16 protein-coding genes are annotated in these 22,246 nt (G+C 37.3%); 3 read left to right on the top strand and 13 right to left on the bottom strand.

Annotated elements, in window-relative coordinates; genetic code table 11:
- Positions 1-526: 526 nt before the first annotated feature.
- The 9 genes from D9842_RS25565 to D9842_RS25525 form a co-directional block, all read right to left on the bottom strand.
- Positions 527-3,571: a beta-galactosidase, LacZ type gene (locus D9842_RS25565; protein ID WP_121664884.1), complete on the bottom strand. Its 3,045-nt coding sequence runs from the start codon at positions 3,569-3,571 to the stop codon at positions 527-529.
- Between the two features lie 18 nt (positions 3,572-3,589).
- Positions 3,590-4,408, bottom strand: a complete 819-nt coding sequence (locus D9842_RS25560; protein WP_373995086.1) for a carbohydrate ABC transporter permease — start codon at positions 4,406-4,408, stop codon at positions 3,590-3,592.
- Complete coding sequence (locus D9842_RS25555; protein WP_121664883.1) at positions 4,401-5,324, bottom strand: carbohydrate ABC transporter permease; 924 nt, start codon at positions 5,322-5,324, stop codon at positions 4,401-4,403. The genes D9842_RS25560 and D9842_RS25555 overlap by 8 nt, the downstream gene beginning before the upstream one ends.
- 129 nt (positions 5,325-5,453) lie before the next feature.
- Positions 5,454-6,746 carry an ABC transporter substrate-binding protein gene (locus D9842_RS25550; protein WP_121664882.1) on the bottom strand — a complete coding sequence of 431 codons (1,293 nt, stop codon included), beginning with the start codon at positions 6,744-6,746 and terminating at the stop codon, positions 5,454-5,456.
- A gap of 223 nt (positions 6,747-6,969) precedes the next feature.
- Positions 6,970-8,742, bottom strand: a complete 1,773-nt coding sequence (locus D9842_RS25545; RefSeq protein ID WP_121664881.1) for a sensor histidine kinase — start codon at positions 8,740-8,742, stop codon at positions 6,970-6,972.
- Positions 8,743-8,757: 15 nt separating this feature from the next.
- Complete coding sequence (locus D9842_RS25540; protein WP_257535953.1) at positions 8,758-10,311, bottom strand: response regulator transcription factor; 1,554 nt, start codon at positions 10,309-10,311, stop codon at positions 8,758-8,760.
- Between the two features lie 122 nt (positions 10,312-10,433).
- On the bottom strand, positions 10,434-11,693 hold the full coding sequence (gene ilvA / locus D9842_RS25535; protein ID WP_121664880.1) for a threonine ammonia-lyase: 1,260 nt from the start codon (positions 11,691-11,693) through the stop codon (positions 10,434-10,436).
- 1,344 nt (positions 11,694-13,037) lie between these two features.
- Entirely contained in the window at positions 13,038-13,940 is a 903-nt protein-coding gene (locus D9842_RS25530; protein WP_121664879.1) for an acetamidase/formamidase family protein, read from the bottom strand.
- A 151-nt stretch (positions 13,941-14,091) separates the two neighbouring features.
- Positions 14,092-14,454, bottom strand: coding sequence for a transcriptional activator HxlR (locus D9842_RS25525; protein WP_098796490.1), 363 nt, complete (start codon positions 14,452-14,454; stop codon positions 14,092-14,094).
- A gap of 202 nt (positions 14,455-14,656) precedes the next feature.
- Here D9842_RS25525 and hxlA point away from each other — a divergent pair, with 202 nt between their 5' ends.
- From hxlA to D9842_RS25510, 3 genes are all read left to right on the top strand, one after another.
- Positions 14,657-15,301 carry a 3-hexulose-6-phosphate synthase gene (hxlA, locus tag D9842_RS25520; protein WP_098796491.1) on the top strand — a complete coding sequence of 215 codons (645 nt, stop codon included), beginning with the start codon at positions 14,657-14,659 and terminating at the stop codon, positions 15,299-15,301.
- A 7-nt stretch (positions 15,302-15,308) separates the two neighbouring features.
- Positions 15,309-15,866, top strand: coding sequence for a 6-phospho-3-hexuloisomerase (gene hxlB / locus D9842_RS25515; protein ID WP_121664878.1), 558 nt, complete (start codon positions 15,309-15,311; stop codon positions 15,864-15,866).
- A gap of 77 nt (positions 15,867-15,943) precedes the next feature.
- The gene (locus tag D9842_RS25510) at positions 15,944-16,660 is read left to right on the top strand and encodes a 3-ketoacyl-ACP reductase (protein WP_121664877.1); all 717 of its coding nucleotides are present in this window, start codon (positions 15,944-15,946) and stop codon (positions 16,658-16,660) included.
- 75 nt (positions 16,661-16,735) lie between these two features.
- Here D9842_RS25510 and D9842_RS26460 read toward each other — a convergent pair whose 3' ends face one another.
- From D9842_RS26460 to D9842_RS25495, 4 genes are all read right to left on the bottom strand, one after another.
- Positions 16,736-16,864: a hypothetical protein gene (locus tag D9842_RS26460; RefSeq protein ID WP_257535952.1), complete on the bottom strand. Its 129-nt coding sequence runs from the start codon at positions 16,862-16,864 to the stop codon at positions 16,736-16,738.
- A gap of 345 nt (positions 16,865-17,209) precedes the next feature.
- The gene (gene manA / locus D9842_RS25505) at positions 17,210-18,166 is read right to left on the bottom strand and encodes a mannose-6-phosphate isomerase, class I (RefSeq protein ID WP_121664876.1); all 957 of its coding nucleotides are present in this window, start codon (positions 18,164-18,166) and stop codon (positions 17,210-17,212) included.
- 27 nt (positions 18,167-18,193) lie between these two features.
- On the bottom strand, positions 18,194-20,104 hold the full coding sequence (locus D9842_RS25500; protein WP_121664875.1) for a PTS fructose transporter subunit IIABC: 1,911 nt from the start codon (positions 20,102-20,104) through the stop codon (positions 18,194-18,196).
- 138 nt (positions 20,105-20,242) lie between these two features.
- Positions 20,243-22,168 (bottom strand): BglG family transcription antiterminator, encoded by a 1,926-nt coding sequence (locus tag D9842_RS25495; protein WP_257535951.1) that lies wholly within the window; start codon positions 22,166-22,168, stop codon positions 20,243-20,245.
- Positions 22,169-22,246: the final 78 nt, after the last annotated feature.

The following is a 22,246-nucleotide window of genomic DNA, read 5'->3' as shown; positions in this document are numbered from 1 at the left end:
CCGATTCTGCTTGTATCGGGACAGTGTCTTGATCTTTCTACCGGTTTATGTCCCGATTCTACTTATATCGGGACTGTAGCCTGTTCTAGCGACGGTTTCTGTCCCGATTCTACCTGTATCGAGACTGTAGCCCGATCTTTCCAACGGTTTCTGTCCCGATTCTACTTGTATTGAGACTGTAGCCTGATCTTTCCATCGATTTATGTCCCGATTCTACCCAGATCGAGACTGTAACCTAATATATCCACCAGTTTCTGTCCCGATTCTGCTTGTATCGGGACTATGGCTTGATCTAGCCGACGGTTTCTGTCCCGATTCTACCTGTATCAAGACTGTATCCTACTCTATCCACCAACTCCTGTCCCGATTCTATTAGTATGAAACAGTATCCTACTCTATCCACCAATTTCTCTCCCGATTCTACCTCAGAACAAGACAGACTCCTGATTTCCAGAACCATTCCCTGTCCCAATCCTACCTCTATCGAAACTAGATTGAGCTTGAAAAGAATTTCAAGCTCAATCAGTCAAACCCCATCACGCTGAATCACAAATTCAAATTCCATATCTCTATTTGCTTTTATCACATGTTCTTCATGGACAGGAGCACCCCAGCTATCATCTCCACCAACACCCATTTGCTTCCCGGCAACGGTGATTACGGTGTAATGAACATTAGGAAGTTCATAATGATGCTGTGCGTTTTCTAGCTCAAATGCTGTATAAGGTGAGACATTGCACTCAATCGGTGTGTCCTTTGCAGCAATCATCAATCCTTCGCCATCCTCATTTGTTACCCGAACTCGTCTTACTCCAGTTCGATTTCCGGACTCTTGTGGCTTCAAATAGGCAGCCAAATTATCTTTTACAGTGTTCTTAAACACACCAAGTCGTGCCCCTTGAGCTCGATCAGAATAGTTTTCCTCCGGTCCCATTGCATACCATTCTAGTTGATCATAACTAGCTGGAACCTTAAATGATAAGGCAAAGATCGGCATCTGTGGTAACCCTTCTGCACCTTTGTACGATGACTTTACATGAATGCTTCCATTAGGATTTACCGTATATATCGTGTTTACTTCAATATCTGTATGAATGGAAAACTTATAAGTAAAAGCGACCACAACAGTATTTTCATGAGTTGATAGCTCAACATTTGTACATCTCCGAGCCATACTCGCTGATAGCCAGCAGCCTGAAACAAAAGCTTGAGCGTACCCTCTATCATTGTCAGTGGTTGCCCGCCAGAACAATGGAGCAGGAGGAAATGCAATCATTTCTTTTCCTGAATAAGTAATAGACACTAAGCTTCCCACTTGCTTTGAGAAAATGATGCTAAAATCTCTACCATGAACGCCGATGTTAACGTCACCCTCTACCAATCTAACAGTCTCATCAGATTGTGTCGGCAAGGTATCATCACCTTTTTTATCAAAAACAAATTGCCCGAATGCCACCTCGTGCCCAGCTTCTGCCCAGACTGTTTTTTCTTTTAATAGAAAAGCGACTTGAACATAATACTCACCTATTTTGTTCAACAAATCTCGAGACCAATCAAAATTCAAGCGCTGCTCACTCTGTGGTGAAACGTTTACCTCAGCTGTTTTTTCACATAGTTTCTCTCCCTCATGAAAAAGAGTGTACGTTAACAAATAGTCGGAGGTATCTTTAAACAAATTCTTATTTTTAATCGTTACACCTGTTTCATCTGCTTCAAGCTTAATATTTTGATATAAATATTTAACTTCTTGCATCTTAGGAGAAAGCTTTCTGTCCGCATAAACAATTCCATTCGTACAGAAGCCGTAATCTGTTGGACGGTCTCCAAAGTCTCCACCGTAAGCTAAAAACTCATTTCCATAACGATCCTTTTGAACGAGAGATTGGTCCATATAATCCCAAATGAATCCGCCTTGATACATCGGGTATTTATCCTCTAACTCTGTATAATAATTCATCCCGCCTAAAGAATTTCCCATCGCATGCATATATTCGCAGCTTATATATGGTTTTTCTGGATTGTTAGTTAAATACTCCTCAATATCTGCCGGCTTTGCATACATGCGGCTTTCCATATCACTAGTATCATTGTAGGTACGGTCGTAAAACACACCTTCATAGTGTACAAGTCTACTAGAATCAACAGATTTAAAGTATTTCGTTACATTTAGAATCACTTCACCTGCATATGATTCATTTCCACATGACCAGATAAGGATAGAAGGATGATTTTTATCTCGTTCGAACATTGATTTTGCCCGATCTAACACAATATCCTGCCATTCTGGTTTATTTCCCGGGATATTCCAGGAAGGTTCAACGGCGCCCATCTTTTGCCATGAACCATGTGTTTCCAAGTTCATTTCATCAATCACATAAACACCATATTCATCACATAATTCATACCAATAGCTTTGGTTTGGGTAATGTGAGGTGCGGACTGCGTTCATGTTATTTTGCTTTAATGTTTTTATATCCCAGAGCATATCTTCCTTTGTAATGGCACGCCCTGTTCGATGATGAAACTCGTGGCGGTTTACTCCTTTAAAAACAATGCGCTCACCATTTAATTTCATGACCTTATCAACAAGCTCAAATCGTCTAAAGCCAATCTTTTGCGGGACAACCTCAGCAATCTCACCTGTTTCATCAATAAGCTGAATGTAAAGCTTATACAGATAAGGGTTTTCTGCACTCCATAATTCTGGTGTATCAACATTCAGTATAAACGTCTGCTTTTCTCCGTTTAGGTCAACACTAGCTGATTCAACAAGTTCTCCATTTTTATCTACCAATTCAGCAAAAACCTTTGAACCATCGGCAGCAGGTGAATTTAGTTGAAGATCAACCTTCAGTGTTCCCTTTGTATAGGTTTCATCAAGATCTGCATGAATATAGGCATCATAAACATGCATTTTCGGCACAGTATACAAATAGACCTCACGGAAAATTCCCGAGAAACGCCAAAAATCCTGATCCTCAAGCCAGCTACCTGTACTTCTTTGGTACACTTCAACCGCAAGCTTATTTTCCCCTTCCTGTAAAAAAGGAGTTAATGCAAACTCAGCAGGCGTAAAGCTGTCTTCGCTATATCCGATAAAATGACCATTCAGCCAAACATAAAAAGCAGACTCAACACCTTGAAACGAGATAAAAACAGGGTTTCCTTGCATATTTTCTGGTACATGAAAGTTCTTAACATAGCTCCCAATTGGATTTTTATCCATTGGAATTTCAGGTGGGCGGATATCATTGATCCCGTCCCAAGGGTACATCGTATTAACATACTGAGGCTTGCCATAGCCTTGTAATTGAATATGACCTGGAACCTTGATATCATCCCAGCTGTCACAATTAAAATCTACAGAATAGAATGTTTCAGGGCGTGTACTCGGATTGATCGCATAATGAAATTTCCAATTTCCATTTAAGCTTTTTCTCATAGCCATAGGAACAGACCCCTTGGCCTCTTCCATTGTTTCGTAATACACATGACTAGAGTGTGCCGGTAGTCGATTTACTGCAAAGGTATTTACATCTGTTAACCAATTTAAATCTGGATTCGTCCTCATTCTAAACTTCCTCTCTCTTTATTTTACTGAGCCCATCATTCCTGCAACGAAGTGCTTTTGCATGATGAAGAATATAAGTGCAGCCGGCAATGTTGCAATAACAATCGCTGTCATAATAACGCCAAAATCTGGTGCATAACTTGAGCCTAATGTTGAGATAAGCAATGGAATTGTTTGCTTTTCAGGAGATTGCAACACAACAAGAGGCCATAAATAGTTATTCCAGCTTGCCATAAATGTAATAATCGCTGCTGCTGCATACGTTGTTTTCATCGTTGGGACATAAATTCTAAAAAATACACCTAACTCACTTAATCCATCAATTCGACCTGCTTCAAGAATATCCTTTGGAAACATTTTTGTACTTTGACGAAAGAAAAAGATTAAAAATGCAGTTGTAAGTGTTGGTAACACCGCGGCTGTTAATGTATCAATCCCTAAGAAAGGAGCTGTTTGTGAAATCGTACCAAACATACGGAATAAAGGAACCATTAACGCAGCAAATGGGATCATCATGGATAGAAGTAGAATATTAAACACAACATCCTTTGATTTGCTTTTAAAAATCTCAAATCCATACCCAGCTAGTGATGCAATTAATAGCGATAGAATGGTTGTTGAAATTGATACCTTTGCCGAATTAATTAAAGCTGGAACAATATCGACTGTAGCTAATAAATTTTTAACATTCTCCACAAAGTGTGCACCTGGCAATAATCTTCCTTGTGTAACATCAACCGACTTATTTGTTGCTGAAACAACCATCCATAAAAACGGAAAAATTGATACAATCGTCGCCACAATTAAAACTCCGTAACTAAATACTTTCTTAAGCATTTCGATCACCTGCCACTTTAAATTGAATAATAGAGAAAATCACAATCATTATGACAATGGCATACGACACGGTCGCTGCATAACCAAAGTCTGGCGTATATTTAAATGAAAGATTATAAATATATTGAGAGATTGTCATCGTTGCATTACCAGGACCACCTTTTGTAATATTCATAACTTCATCAAATAATTGCAGAGTTCCGATTGTTGAAGTAATCGATGTAAAAAGAATAATCGGCTTTAACATTGGGATTGTAATCTTAAAAAATTGTTGAATGGAAGATGCTCCATCAATTTTGGCAGCTTCATAGATGGAAGAATCAATATTTTGCAGTGATGATAAATAAAAGATCATATTATAACCAGTCCAACGCCAAGTAATGGCGATAACAATCGTGATTTTTGCCCAAAAAGGATCTGTTAACCATTGTATTGGCTCTGAAACAAAGGAAAGCTTCATTAACATCATGTTAATAATGCCATCAACACCAAATAAATACTTAAAAATAACAGAATATGCAACAAGCGATGTTACACATGGTAAAAAGATCGCGGTACGAAAAAATCCTTTAAATTTCAAATTTTTATCATTTAGTAGAACAGATAAAAATAAGGCTAGAAAAATCATAACCGGCACTTGAATAATTAAATAAATAACCGTATTCTTTACAGCTGTGATAAACGTCGGATCCTTTAATAATCGTGCATAGTTATCAAGCCCTGTAAATGTCAAATTTGTCCCTGTTCCTGATTGGAAAGACATGATTAACGCATGAACCATTGGATAAAAGTAAAAAATGCAGATTAACGCCGAAGCTAATGTGATAAAGGACCAACCGATGAGGGTTGTTTTAGTAAACCGCTTCTTTGTCGAATAAGAAACAGATGTGTTTGTACTTGTTTTTGCTGATATCATTTCAAAGTCAACTCCTTAACTTAATCAATATAGAATTGAAGCCTTGAAAATCTCCTCTGCATCGTTAGCAGATTGAAATTTCAAGGCTCCGTTCCTCACTTCAGATCAGAGGAATAGTTGGCAGGATTATTACTGTAATTGTGCATCAGCTTGCTGTTGAGCATCCTCAAGCACTTGATCAATATCCTTACCGTTAAGGTAGTTTTGCATTTCAACAATTAAGATGTCATCAATCGCATATGTGTGTAATCCATAATTCACTTGTGGAATTTCTTCTAACCATGTTGAGAAGTCAGAAATAATTGTTTGACCAGCAAAGAACTCATCAGCTGCTTTATATGCTTCTCCAGTTGATGCTGGAATGTACGTTCCAATTGCACCGATTTCTGTTACTAAATCTTGATAAAAATCAACATTTGAACCAAATGTTTTCGCTAAGAAATCAGTAGCCTCTTCTTTACCATCAACATTTAACACATACCATGAGCTTCCACCTAAGTTTGAAGCATTTACTGACTCAACATCTGGAAGCTTCGGTTGTGGAACAACTGCCCATTTGCCTGATTGAGATGCTTCAGCTTTAACAGAAGGTGTAATCCAGTTTCCAGTCGGAACAGATGCTACCTCACCACTATTGAATGCTGCTAAGAATTGACTCCAATCAGAGTTTGGTTTCACAATATCAGCGTCAAGCATTGCTTTATACACTTCAAATGACTTTTTAAGTGCTTCATTACCTGCGATAAATGGTGTTACCCCATCTTCTTTCATATACCAAGCACCAGCAGATTGTATCATCATACGGATAATGCCTTGGTCATTTGGATCAAGTGTAATCATATTCTTGCCAGTTGCTTCTTTGACTTTTTTTCCAATCTCGATATACTCGTTCCAGTCAATTCCTTTTAAATCTTCAACTGTATAACCTGCTTGTTCTAAGTAATCTGTTCTTACATATAAACCCGTTACGCCAGTATCGAATGGTAAACCATAGTTTTTACCATCAAGACTTGTTGGTGCTAGTTTATAAGACGCAAAATCTTCTGTTTTGAACGATCCAGTAATTTCATGGAAAGAATCTGGATAGGCTTGAAGGAAGCTTTGCGCACGATAATCTTCAATTAACACGATATTTGGTAATCCCTTTGTTGTACCAGAGCTTAAGCTTGTATTTAATTTTTGAATAATATCAGCCTGAGCATTTTCGACAATCTTGATTTGTACATCAGGATTATCTTTTTGATAATACTCTTTTGCAATATTCAAAGCTTTAATATTAAAGTTAGGATCCCATGCCCAAACCGTGATTTCATTTGAACCTGATGATTCACCTGACTCTGAATCTACTGTTTCTTTTGATCCAGAAGAACATGCAGCCAAGATCATCATGCAAGCCATCATTAAAACGAGTAGCTTTTTCATAAAAATACCCCCATGTTTTTTGTTTTTTGTAAGCGTTATCTACCCCTTACACCTATCATGTTAGCATCACTATTCTCTTTTTCTTTAGGACTATATTTTTATAAATTTGTGATTTTTTTATAGAATGTATCCGCTTACAAATCGATGGAATTGTATTTTTTTTAGATTTTTGTGATTTTTTTAGGTGATTGAGTTTGTAGGATCTTTCTTAACTTACGGTACATCATGAAACGGTTTCGGTTGGCAATGTAATTTTTATCCTTGTCCCTTGTCCAACTTCACTAGAAATTGTTACACCATATTGATGACCATATAAAATCTGAATTCGTTCATGAACATTTTTTACACCAATTCCAGTAAAGTGCTGCTTCTTACTTTTGGTGGCTGGCAGCTTATTCGTTGAAATCTCCATACCATCTCCGTTATCCATCACTTCACAAATAAGCGTATCCCGTTCCTGCCACACCATCACATTAATGAATCCTGTTGTTTTGTTATTAAAACCATGGAAAAATGAATTTTCTATAAAGGGCTGTAAAATAAGCTTAGGAATTCGATGTTGTAAGCAATCAGGTGATACTAAATAATTCACTTTAATTCGATCGCCATAGCGTTTTTGATTAATAAGAACATAGTTTTTAAGATTATTCATTTCCTGCTCAACAGTAATCGTTTCACATACATTGCCAATCGTATTTTGAAGTAAGGAAATGAGGGAATTAATTGTTTCCTCTGCTTCTCCCTTTCCACCCTGCTGAATCATAAATTTAATAGAAGTAAGTGTGTTGTAAAGAAAATGTGGATTAATTTGCTGTTGCAACGCCGCTAGCTCGGCATTACGCTTTTGCTTTTGATAAAGCACGAGCTTCTCCAAATAATCGTGCAATTCATCTAACATAATATTAAATGCCTTGCCAATTTGCCTAGTTTCATAAGTTCCGCTTACCGAAACATATTGATCAAAATCATATTTAGATGCATCAGATATTTGCTTTACTAATGTTGAAAGTGAATTTGTCATTCTTCTTGAAATAATAAACACAATAATAAGGGCAATAACAACGATAAAAAATAAAATAATCGCAATCTGCTTTTTATTAATTAAATCACCAATCGCTGTTTTTTGATCAATTAAATTGAATAAATACATATCAAGGGAAGGGATATATTCCCAAAAGATAATAGAATCTGTACCCTTAAACTCTTTCACAATATAGTTTTCACTCTTATTCTCGTTTTCCTTAACATATTGCAAGAGTTCCTCAGCTTTCTCCCCAATAAAATCTGTCTTATTACTAGAAATAATCATTCCGGTTTTATCAAGAACATACACATCGTTACCTATGCTCGTATAGTTGGTATAAAATTTTTTGAATTCACTTTCATGGATAGGGAAATACATCATTCCATATATCGTTCCAGAGATTCTTTCCATTAATGGCTTCGTCGCAATAATGTATTGTTCATCTTCTTTGTTTTTTGTTTCCTTCATTCGTCGATCATGTTGATAAATCAATCTTTTAGGATTCTGCATGGAAACATTTGTTATGTTGTGAGTTTTCAATTCTTCATCAGAAATCATCCAATAAGGTCGATTTGTTGCATAACTCATCCCATTAATGCCTGTAACAATAATTTCCGTTTCATAGGCATCAACATTTGATTTTATTCGTTTCATTTGCTCACTCATTTGATAAAATGAATTCATTTTCTGACGATTTGATTGCTCTTCCGTCATAATCCTTCTAATTGTTCCACTTTGCAAAATGTTATTAGATGCAAGAACAATCGAATAGTTATAAGATTCAAAGCTGTCCTTAATCTGATCCATAACCTTTGCATTTGTAATACTGAATTTATCAATAAAAAACTGCTCAGACATCCGAAACGTTGTCCACGTAATAATAATTGAAACACTTATAATGCTAATAACACTTATCGAAAACATAATGAAAAATAACCCGTTATGTTTAAAATACTTTTTAAATATATTCATACTGATTACCATCACTTATTTCAATTTTTGATTTCTACGATATTGACTAGGTGACAGACCTTTTTGTTTCTTAAACACCTTACAAAAATAACTATGATCAGAATATCCGACAAGTCCACTGATCTCCGAGATTGGAGTGGTTGTATTCAGTAACAGCTTCACAGCTTCCTCAATTCGAATTTTGTTGAGATATTCATTAAACCCTTCTTTATTATGCGTTGCAAAATAGCTTGATAGATAAGAAGGATTAAAATGAAAAGTAGTAGCAACATCGCTCAAACTAAGTGGTTCGGCATAGTGGTCTTCGATATAATCAAGAATGAGTTGAAAACTAGAAAAACCTGATTGAGTTTTCTTTGTCGTAATCACTTCTTTTGCTTTTGTAAGAAATAGTTGTAGCTGATTAACAACACCACTTGCTGTTTTCGCACCATCTATTTTATTAAAAAAACTGAACTTTTCATTTTCTAAATTCTTCACATCATACTCTAAATTGCTTAACAAAACAGAAATCGTAAAAATAACATTTCCAAAAAATGATTTGTACTCAAAAATATCTGTCGTAAAGCTCGAAGATAACTCCGTTACATGTTCTTCTAAATAAGAAAATGCCAAATCAAACCGTTCATGTTTAAAGTCATTTGTAAATTTATCAAGGTTAAATGAAGCGATCTTAGGTGTTTCTTTTAGAAGATTCTTTTCTACTACTATAGTAGTCTCGGGAAAATAAAATCGATATTGAAGCATCTTTTTAATCACTTCGTTGTATTTCATCCAAATTTGTGAAAAGCTCATAAAAGCCTCTGAGATAAGGATGGAAAGTTGAGAATGACGTTCCAGTATTTTAGAAGCAAGTTCTGAAATTCCAGTAAAAAGATCCCTACTACTATTAATCAGGAATACGCTTACATTATCATCTATTTCGAAAATCTCCAGCTTGACCTCTTTTGAACATGCTGTGATAAGTACTTGAATTTCAGAATTTATCGAATGAATATCCTCTAAACTTTTACCTTCTATCAACCTATAATCAATCGTAACTAAACGAAAGCTAGAATAAGGAAATGCCTCTAAAATGAGATTTTCGTCATATTGTGTGTCATATCCTGAAATAAATTTTTCAATGATATGTCCAATATTCACATCAACATTCGCTTCATCATTTCCCCCTTGTAACGAAGGAATTCGGCTCACTGCCGTTTTTAACACGGTAAGCAATGACTCTGTATCAAGCTTAGGCTTTAAAATATAGTCAACTGCCCCATTTTGAAAAGTAGATCTTACATATTCAAAATCACCATAGCTACTTAAAATAATAATTTCAATATGCGGATATTTACTTTTAACAATTCGAGTTAACTCTTCACCATCCATAATTGGCATCACAATATCTGTTAACACAATATGAGGCTTCGTTTTTTCTATTAACTCAAGAGCCTCCTGACCATTTGAAGCTTCGCCGACAATTTGAAACCCTTCCTGCTCCCACTGCATATAATGCTTAATTCCTTGCCTGATTAACTGCTCATCATCAACAATGACTACTCTACACCCTTCACTAGATCTCAACAAAATCCCCCCAGGCTTTGTAGACTTAACGATTATTTTATCTTTTTCTTTCATTATACACTTGAATAATTTTATTAACATCGGTTTGTCAAAAAGCCCCCATTTGTTTGGGGGCTAAACAATCATACACGGTACTCTAAAGGTGTTCCAAATCCCGCAGGATACTGATCGAAAAGTGTTTCATCCATCTGCACATTATAGCCTTTATCTTTTAACACCTTATGAAGCTCTTCAATATGATCATGGTTTTTTGTTTCAACTGACATTTCGAGCTGAGCAAATCCTGGATAAATATGTTTTCCTATATGCTGGAGATTAACATATTGAACATTTGCGTTTAAATCGGTTATAGCGCTTAATACTTTCTGAAGCTCACCTGGTTTATCTTTTAACGTTATGGAAAAATGAGCATACCTACCTGATTCAACTAATCCGCGCTCAATAATCCTAGCAATAAAATTAACATCCACATTTCCGCCACTTAATACTGCTATTACTTTTTTATCTTTTAATTCAAGCTTTTTATAAAGAAGTGCTGCTAACGAACTAGCACCAGAGCCTTCGACTAACAGTTTACTTCTTTCTAAAACCATAAGCATTGTTCGGGCAATTTCCATTTCATCCACACAAACAATATCATCAACATACTCTTTAATAATGTCAAACGTCTTCTGTCCTGGTTTTTTAACAGCAATTCCATCTGCCATCGTCGGGGTCGCTTCAATCATTACCGGCCTTTTTTCCAAAAGTGACTGCTTCATGCTTGGACAGGCAAGAGTTTGAACACCATAAACTGAAACATTTGGATTGCTTTCTTTCACGGCCTTAGCAACACCAGCAATGAGCCCTCCTCCACCAACTGGGCAAACAATCGCATCAACGTCTGGAAGCTGTTCCATAATCTCCACTCCAACCGTACCTTGTCCGATGATAACCTCTTCATCATCAAAAGCATGAATAAACGTGCCACCTATTGAATCACAATATTCTAATGCGTAAGCAAGAGCCTCATCAAAGACAGCTCCCTCTAAAATAACCTTTGCACCATATTGCTTTGTTGCTAGCACTTTACTTAACGGCGCTCCCTTCGGCATCACGATCGTACAAGGAATCCCAAGCATTTGACTTGAGTACGCAACACCTTGAGCATGATTACCAGCTGATGCAGCAACGACCCCTTTATTTAGTTCTTCTTTTGTAAGAGAAATAAGCTTATTATAAGACCCCCTTACTTTAAAGGAACCTGTTTTTTGTAGATTCTCCAGCTTTAAATACACATCATTTTGTGCAAGCTGGCTAAAAGTTTTCGAATGATCTAACGGAGTGGTATGAACAATTCCTTTAAACTTTTCCCTAGCATTGAAAAAATCATTTAGGTTCAAACATAACTCCTCCTATATTTAATGATACATCTAGGGTGCTCTTTCGTGGTAGGAAGTATGTTTTTTATAGGGTAGTTTTCTGGTTTAAGAGGTGGAGGTTAGTTGTGGTTTAGTTATTGAGAGGAATATTTGAGTTGTTTATACAAGAGCGTGTTTTGCTGTGTTTTATGTAGCTGTATTGGGACATGGTTTCGCTTTCCCTCGGGTATCGGGACTCATTCTCGCTTTGCTTCCTCGGGTGTGTCCCGATTCCACGGGTATCGGGACTCATTCTCGTTTTTCTTCCTCTGGTGTGTCCCGATTCTCCGAGTATCGGGACTCATTCTCGCTTTGCTTCCTCGGGTGTGTCCCGATTCCACGGGTATCGGGACTCATTCTCGCTTTGCTTCCTCGGGTGTGTCTCGATTCTCCGAGTATCGGGACTCATTCTCGCTTTGCTTCCTCGGGTGTGTCCTGATTCCTCGGGTATCGGGACTCATTCTCGCTTTGCTTCCTCGGGTGTGTCCTGATTCCTCGGGTATCGGGACTCATTCTCGTTTTTCTTCCTCGGGTGTGTCCCGATTCTACGAGTATCGGGACTCATTCTCGCTTTGCTTCCTCGGGTGTGTCCCGATTCCACGGGTATCGGGACTCATTCTCGCTTTGCTTCCTCTGGTGTGTCCCGATTCCACGGGTATCGGGACTCATTCTCGCTTTGCTTCCTCGGGTGTGTCCTGATTCCTCGGGTATCGGGACTCATTCTCGCTTTGCTTCCTCTGATGTGTCCCGATTCCACGGGTATCGGGACTCATTCTCGTTTTTCTTCCTCTGGTGTGTCCCGATTCTCCGAGTATCGGGACTCATTCTCGCTTTGCTTCCTCGGGTGTGTCCCGATTCTACGGGTATTGGGACTCATTCTCGCTTTGCTTCCTCGGGTGTGTCCCGATTCTCCGAGTATTGGGACTCATTCTCGCTTTGCTTCCTCGGGTGTGTCCCGATTCTCCGAGTATCGGGACTCATTCTCGCTTTGCTTCCTCGGGTGTGTCCCGATTCCACGGGTATCGGGACTCATTCTCGCTTTGCTTCCTCGGGTGTGTCCCGATTCTCCAGGTATCGAGACAAGAACCCCATTCTCTTCCTCATCTTGTCTCGATTCTGAACTAAGACGTATTAGCTATTTCCATTCCAGGGAACAACATGTTTTCCAATGCTCTTGTTCCAAAATTAAAACTAACAAAAGCAACTACTTTTCCAATAAAACACACTCACCTTAGTAAACATCTTCAACTTATAACATCTTTCATAAATTCATAAATGGAATCACAGGTTGTACCTGAAACCAAAAAAAGAACAACACCCCCCTTATTAGAATAAGGAGACTTTGTTCTTTTCCAGAACCCATTTTGGAACTAAGAATCTCGTTGTCACTAGTGGATCAACAACCTGACAAATTTCAGTTTGTCCCACAGCACTTAATAGCATCGTTAATTCACTAAGTGGTAAGTTTAGTTTATCCTGAAGTAATTCAACCATATCTTCTACGGACAATTTAACGGCTTCATCTAGTGTTTTTGCTGATACAATTGTACCGATAAATTCATCTGTTTCTAAAACTGGATTGTATAGTGATTTTCCTTTTATCACCTTTAAAGTGACAGTAACCTGTCCAGCTATCTCAATACCAGTTACACAAATCTCTCCATCCCCCATTGCAGCATGAAGATCCCCTAATGCAAAGAGCGCACCTTGTTGAAACACTGGAAAATATAGCGTTGTTCCTTTTGTAATCATTTTATTATCCATATTTCCACCGTGAGAGCCTGGTGTGCCGCAAGAGATTGGTTCACCTTGTGGAGCGACTCCAATTACACCAATCATTGGATTTAATGGAATGTGAATGTTTTCATTAAAGATAGCTTTTCCGTTTTCAATTGGAATAAGTTTTGCTTCAAAATTAGTGATCTTTTCACCTAAAACGCCCATTCCTGGACTAACGGCCATCACACCTTGATCTTCTAATTTTATATCATCAATTGTCACTTCAAGAATATCTCCCACTTCTGCCCCTTCCACATAAACAGGACCTGTTGCAGGATTGACCTTACTCCAGTCTAGGCTTTCATATGTAGAATCAGCTGAGGTGATTTGGTTTTCAAAGCAATCATAGGTTTCAATGATCACTGTTTCTCCAGAATTGATATTCGAAATTGGAGAATGCTCTTTACTAAAAGCGTAAATTGGTTGTGAACGGTTAATGATGTGTGTCATATTATCCTCCCTTACTGTTTTATTCGATCTAAGTGCATTTATCCTCCTTTAATTTAAACAAAGCCGACCTAGATTCCTTCCTAAAAGCTGAATTTCTTTTCTCACGTAAAAACCCCGAGTAGTAGTCTCCTATCACTTGGGGTTTATATTATTATTTTACCGATACATTTTTATCTTCAGGATCAATAACATTATTCATATAGTTCTTTCCCCATTCGTACATAGAATCGAGGATCGGCATTAGTGTTTCTCCTTGTTTCGTCAATGAATATTCAACCTTCGGAGGCACAACAGGATACACTTTTCTCTCTACAATAAGGTCTTCTTCTAACTCGCGTAATTGATTAACAAGCATTCTTTGAGTAATGCCCGGCATAAGTGCTTTTAGCTCACCAAAACGCTTTGTACCCTCTTTGCCTAAATGCCATAAAATAAGCATTTTCCATTTACCACCGATAACCGAGAGGGTTAATTCTTTTTCACAGTTAAACGTCTTATCATTCATACGTGACACTTAACCACCTCCAATTTTTACATAGAATAGCACATAGTATACTTTTTGTCACTATGTAAGAAAAAAGTGCGTACTTCATAAAAAAATTAATACCTATTAGACTAATAGAGTACCGCTATTGATGAAAACTTGGATAGGACTACATTATCTTCTTTAGAATCATTAGTGCGGTTCGTTATAATTCAAATGAGGAGTGACAAATATGGAATTACAATTAGCACTTGATTTAGTCAATATCCCAGAAGCAATTGAATTGATAAAAGAAGTTGAGGATCATATTGATATCGTTGAAATTGGAACACCAGTTGTGATCAATGAGGGCCTTCGTGCTGTGAAGGAAGTTAAAGCAGCATACCCTAACTTAAAGGTTCTAGCTGACCTTAAAATTATGGATGCAGCTGGTTATGAAGTGATGAAAGCTTCTGAAGCAGGAGCAGATATTGTAACAATTCTTGGCGCAGCTGAAGATATGTCAATTAAAGGTGCGGTTGAAGAAGCGAAAAAGCAAGGGAAAAAGATTCTTGTTGACATGATTGCTGTAAAAGATCTTGCTGGCCGTGCAAAGGAAGTAGACGCTTTAGGTGTTGACTATATTTGTGTACACACAGGTTATGACCTTCAAGCAGTTGGTAAAAATTCATTTGAAGATCTTCAAACAATTAAAAGTGTTGTAAAGAACGCAAAAACTGCTATCGCAGGCGGAATTAAATTAGATACTCTTGCTGAAGTAATTAACGTACAACCAGATCTTGTTATTGTTGGTGGCGGAATTACTGGTCAAGAAGATAAAAAGGCTGCAGCGGCAAAAATGCAACAAATGATTAAAGAAAATGTATCAGTAGGGTAACGCAGGAATGCAAACGACTCAATATCTAACTAAAATTCTAAATGAACTTCAGCAATCTTCAAGCCTTATTTTAGATGAAGATGCTGAAAAATTGGTTAATGGGATTTTAGAAGCCAAGAAGGTTTTTGTCGCAGGTGCTGGTAGGTCAGGATTCATGGGAAAATCCTTTGCTATGCGGATGATGCATATGGGAATTGATGCATATGTTCTCGGTGAAACCACCACACCTAATTTTGAAAAAGATGATATTTTAATCATCGGGTCTGGCTCAGGAGAAACGAAAAGCTTAGTTTCGATGGCTGAAAAGGCCCACAACATAGGCGGTAAAATTGCTGCTGTTACGATATTCCCAGAATCTACAATTGGACAATTAGCTAATTTTACAATAAAAATGCCTGGATCGCCGAAAGACCAATCTGAAGGCGATTATCAAACGATTCAACCTATGGGATCCCTTTTTGAACAAACTTTGTTACTTTTCTATGATGCTATTATCTTGAGGTTCATGGAGAAAAAGGGGTATGATACAAATAAGATGTATGGCAAACATGCCAATCTTGAATAATAGGTATGTGAAGACCGCAATCTTTTACTTGCGGTCTTCAGTATGACTACATAAAAATTTGTATAAGGAATGATGATATGACTTCATTAAAAGGAAAAAATGCTGTAATTACAGGAGCAGGTAGAGGAATTGGACGAGCAACTGCCATTGCTTTAGCAAAAGAAGGAGTTAACCTTGGTTTAATCGGATTAACCATGTCAAATCTTGAAAAACTAACTTCTGAATTAGAACAATACGATATTACAATTTCTGCTGCAACAGCTGATGTATCTGACCTTGAAGCAGTTACTCATGCTGTAGAGCATATCAAATCGGAACTAGGTTCTATTGATATACTCGTTAATAATGCTGGTATTGCTAAATTTGGTGGCTTCCTTGACTTATCTCCTGAAGAGTGGGAAAACATTATTCGAGTTAATTTAATGGGTGTTTATAATGTAACAAGAGCTGTGTTACCTGATATGCTTGAGAAAAACTCCGGAGATATTGTTAATATTTCTTCAACAGCTGGCCAAAAAGGAGCTCCTGTAACAAGTGCATACAGTGCATCTAAATTTGCTGTGTTGGGGTTAACAGAATCACTCATGCTTGAAGTTAGAAAGAAAAACATTCGTGTAACAGCTTTAACACCAAGTACTGTTGCAACAGACTTAGCAGTAGAAACAAATTTAATAAGTGGAAATCCAGAGAATGTAATGCAGCCTGAAGATCTGGCAGAACTACTGGTAGCTGGATTAAAGCTTAATCCAAGAGTCGTTCTTAAGGGCGCTGGATTATGGTCAACAAATCCTTAAAAATAGGAAGTTAAACGAAAAAGGATCTATTTCTAAATGGAAATAGATCCTTTACATATTATTGGGTTAACAAATTTATTGCAGGTCATGAAGGCCACTTCCATGACCATCTCCGACTAAATTTCTGACACGTTGGTCTTCATTAATCTCATGATGACCATTTTCAAGCAAAATTTCTGCCGTAATGGTCTTCATTAATCTCATGATGACCATTTCCAAGCAAAATTTCTGCTGTGATGGTCTTCATTACTCCTATGATGACCATTTCCAAGCAAAATTATTGCCACGTTGGTCTTCATTACTCTCATGATGACCATTTCCAAGCAAAATTTCTGCCACGTTGGTCTTCATTACTCTCATGATGACCATTTCCGAGCAAAATTTCTCCCACGTTGGTCTTCATTACTCCCATGAAGACCATTTCCGACTAAATTTACTGCAACTGTGGTCTTCATTCCGCCAGTGAAGACCATCTCCAAGGAAGATAGTTGAAACCGCGGTGTCTTTTAATAAGAAAAGCCAAATCAAAATGATTTGGCTTTTCTCATATTAAACATGTGATACAACAAACTCCGCTTCACCCGACAGCTGGTATTCACCAACTCCATGTGGAAGAACAAAATGTGTTCCTTTTTCAATTAGGAAAACATGATCATCTACTGTAATTGTGCCTTTTCCTGCCGTTACACTAACCTGTAAGAAATCATGCTGGAGTGTCAATGAAGCATCACCACTTAACTGCCAATGATAGACAGTGAAATATTCAGCTTCAACTAATTTTTTCTCAGTAAGACCACCTACTATTCTCTCACTTTGTTCGGTTTCTACATCCTGGTGTGGCACAGTTGTTACATCTATTGAACGATCTAAATGTAGGTCACGCTTTTGACCATTAGCATCCTTACGGTCATAATCATAGACACGATAAGTAATATCGGAGCTTTGCTGTGTTTCTAAAATGACAATTCCTTTACCGATTGCATGAATGGTGCCACTTGGAACATAAACAAAGTCACCCGCTTTTACTTTTTTACGACGTAAAAATGATTCCCATTCTTGATTTTGAAGCATTTTCTCAAGTTCATCTTTAGTTTTTGCATGGTGTCCTAAAACAAGCTCGGCACCTTCCTCTGCACTGAGAACATACCAGCACTCTGTTTTTCCATAAGGAACACCTTCTACTTCTCGTGCATAATGATCATCTGGATGAACTTGAACAGATAAATCTGCATTCGCATCTAAAATTTTAACAAGCAAAGGATATTCTTCATTATTAGATGCATTTTTATTAAATAGCTCTCCGTGTTCTTTCCAAGCTTCCTCTAATGTTTTTCCTGCTAAAGGTCCATTCTTGATAACACTTGGACCATTTGGATGTGCAGAGATTACCCAAGCTTCCCCAGTTTTTTCATTGGGAATTCTATACCCAAATTCAGTTTGCAGCTTTTGGCCACCCCAAATTCTTTCTTGAAAAACAGGCTCTAAAAATATTGGCTCTTTATACATACACTACCTCCAATATGGTATTCTACTTTATTTGATTTCCTCTAATACAGCCATTGCTTCGTTCTTAGAAGCTACTTTTAATAGTTGATTTCTAAACTCTTCATCCATTAACTTACGAGAAAGCATTTGTAAAATTTTTAGATGCGCATCTCCAGCATTTTCTTCAGGTACAGCTATCATAAAAATAAGTTTCGCATCCGTACCGTCAAGGCTGCTCCAATCAACACCCTCACGCTTGATTCCAAAAGCAACAGCAGGTCGTTTTACCGCCTTTGACTTACCATGTGGAATCGCAATATTCATGCCAAGACCAGTTGAGCTTTGAGCTTCACGATTTAGAATTGCCTGTTTAAAAGCTTCCTTAGAATCTAAGATTCCTTGTGAATCGAATGTTTCAATTAATTCATCAATAACATCATTACGAGTTGTTCCAGCGAGATTGATATGAATCAAATCTGCACTTGTAATATCTACTAGTTTGTTAATTTCTAGTTCCTCAGCTTCTTCGGGAGCACGTTCTACTTTTCCGTTGCTACTAGTTGCACTTTCGACATCTTTTTTCAAAAAGTTAACCATAAATGCCGTAACAAGAACACCTACAATGGCTGCGATAAAGAACATCACAACATGATCCACTGCTCCTAAAACCGCAACGATAGGACCACCGTGTGCTACTTTATCACCTACATTCCCAATCATTGCGATAACAGATCCAACAACTGAACCTGCAACAATACTAGGAATAACACGAAGTGGATCTTGCGCTGCAAACGGAATTGCACCTTCTGTAATTCCAAAAAGACCCATTGTAAATGATGCTTTACCAGCTTCCCTTTCATTAGGAAGATATTTTTTCTTATTGATTAATGTTGCAAGACCCATACCGATTGGTGGAATACAAATCGCTACTGCAATTGGTCCCATAATTTCATAGTTTCCTTCAGCAATCATGGCAGAGCCGAATAAGAATGCTACTTTGTTAAAAGGTCCACCCATATCAACTGCAATCATCGCACCAAGGATAACAGCTAATAAAATAGAGCTAGCTCCTTGCATACCAGCAAGCATTGATGTTAAGCCTTCAAAGATTTGCGCCACTGGGGCACCGATTACGAAAATAAATAAAAGTCCAACGATAACAGATGAAATAATCGGGATAAATATAATCGGCATAACTGGCTGTACCGCTTTCGGAACCTTGATTTTCTTAATAGCGAGTGCAATATAACCTGCTAAGAAACCTGCGATGATGCCTCCAATAAAACCAGCACCAGCTTCACTTCCATAAAAACTTCCATTCGCTGCAATATACCCACCAATCATACCTGGTACTAAACCTGGGCGGTCAGCTATACTGACAGCGATAAAACCAGCTAATATTGGGATCATGAACATAAATGATGTTGCACCAAGTGTTTCAATTTGCTTCCAAATGGAATCTTCAGGAATCACAATTCCACCTGGAGTTTGTTCACCACCAAGAGTTAAAGCCAATGCAATTAATAATCCCCCTACAACGATGAATGGCACCATGTACGATACACCGTTCATTAAATGCTTATAGATTGGATTTTCTTTTTGTTTACTTTTTTGCTTAACTTCATCTACTGATTTCAAGTCTGGTCTGTATAATGGCACATCACCACTTTGAATTTTTTCAATCAGTTCTTTTGGCTTACGAATACCATCTTGTACGCCTGTAACGATTACTTTCTTACCAACAAAGCGATCCTTTGATACCTCTTTATCAGCAGCAATAATAATTCCGTCTGCTTCTGCAATATCTTGATCTGTTAAGGCATTTTCAACACCAATTGATCCTTGTGTTTCAACCTTTATATCAACACCTAATTCTTCGCCAGCTTTTTGTAGATTTTCAGCAGCCATATATGTATGAGCAATACCGACCGGGCATGCTGTGACAGCTAAGATCTTCATGGACCTTTCCTCCTAAGAATGTTATTTGTAATTGCTTACATTCATTGTAATGGGAATTCAGTCATGAATTGATTTTTGTTTTTACCACAACTTCCGGTAAAAATAAATTATTACCGGAAGTTTATTAAAGAAAGTTGTTTATTTTAACTTCTCCAAGAACTCTTTTACATTCTTTGATTCTTTTAATGATTGGATAAACGACGGAGTTTCACTATAACCTACAATTTGTCCAACAGCATGGCGATTTAGTTTTGGATCCCCAGTTGTAATGGCTAGCATGAACACGATGGAAACTTGTTCATTACCCCAATCTAAAGGCTCCTTTAACAGAGCAATGGCTATAGCCGATCTATTAACCATTGTTGGACTACCATGTGGAATAGCTATAGATCCACCAATGGAGGTTGAAGATTTTCTTTCTCTTAGGAGCGCACTATGAATAAAATCTTTACGAACGAAACCTTTCTCATATAGTACATTTCCTAGCATTTCAATTACTTGAAAAGGATGTTCCTTATCCACATGTAAATGAACTAAATCACCTCTAACTAATTGTGTTAGAACTTTTTCTTTACTTCCCGCTTGCTGGTGATTTTCCATTTCAGTTAAAAAAGTATTTAGCTTGTCCTTATCCTTTGCTTCCAATAAAGGTGAAATCGTGATATAAGGAATCCCTACCTTTTCTAACTCTACTGTAGAAATGATAAAATCAACTTCATTATTCTGCAAATAATCACGTAATTCCGCTTTTCCAATGCAAGCGGATACTTGTATATCCTGGTAATGTTGCTCAATCTTAGCCTGCAATAAATGAGACATCCCAACACCCATATGACAAACAATTAATGTTCTTCGTTGCTTCTCTCGACTTTCTTTTAATCGCTCGATTGAAGCTTGAAAATGAAGAACCAAGTAAGCTGCCTCATCCTCAGGAACTTCCAATTCATAAGTTTCTTTAATTTCATTCAAAGCTAGTAACACCATATTAAATAAATAAGGATACATTTTTTTGATATTCGGTAAAAGGGGATTAGTAATAGGAAACCCGTACTTAATTCGGTTAATAACCGAATGTACATGTACAATTAACCCACTTTTTAAAATTTCATCCTTTTCAAATGGAAATAAAGTAATACTACTAAGCTTTGTTGTTAAGTCAGAAATGATATTTAATAAGTATTCACTTTTTATAAACGGATCCTCTATGATGTCATTTTTCCTTTTTCCACTAATTAAATGCCATGTAAAATAGATTCGCTCGTCTTCAGGAAATTTAACTGCAAAAACATCTTCTAATTGTTCAAAAAAGGATAACGCATATTTGTATTCTTTATAAGAATATACAGCCTGCTTTTCCTTATCAGGAACAGTTACTGGCGATTTTTGCCTTGTTCTTTTCATCATTATTAGGGCATGAACAAGTAAACTTTCCATCGCAGCATCGGTAAAGGCAATGGAATATTTCTGCTGCAATTCGTTTAGTGCTTTTTTTACGGTTGCTATTTCATAAGGTAAAAAAAGCTCAAGAACGTAATTTTTATTATCTGATAAAGAAGAAAGAAGCTGTGATAAATGCGCCAAAGCACTACGTTTTTGCAGTTCAGACCCTTGAACAATATTACCTAACCTTGGTTTAGAGATAAGCTCTAATTGATAGTTTGTAAGCCAATCCGCAATGGTATCTAATTCTTTTTTTATGGTTACTTTTGGAACAAAATACTTCTTAGATAGCTCTTGCAATGTTATCGCTTTATTACTTACTAATAAATGATAGGCCATTTCGATAAAACGATCTTCCTGAGATTTCGGTTCAGTTGATAGCAGCTTTTGAAAAATCTCAGACATCTCGCTTTCTTCCGCTTCAAGGGTAATTCCAATCCCTGGTTGCCGTTTTAAATAAGTATCAGGGTATTCAGCTAGAAGATCTTCAATTATACTCAAGTCATTACGAACCGTTTTTTCCGAACATCCTAATTGACCTGTCAAATCTACTATATTTAAGGTTTGTCCATTTTGTACTAAAAGCGTTCTTAGTAATTCCTTTTGTCGATCGTTCACGTTCATGGTTGCACCTCGCTCAGATATTCAATCAGTAGTGTAGCTTATTGCGACCAGTAATTCAATCATTCGTAAACTCTGAAA

Source organism: Metabacillus litoralis (genome assembly GCF_003667825.1).
GTDB lineage: Bacteria > Bacillota > Bacilli > Bacillales > Bacillaceae > Metabacillus > Metabacillus litoralis_B.
The sequence above is the reverse complement of the archived record's forward strand: the minus strand, read 5'-3'. Positions and strand labels throughout refer to the sequence as shown.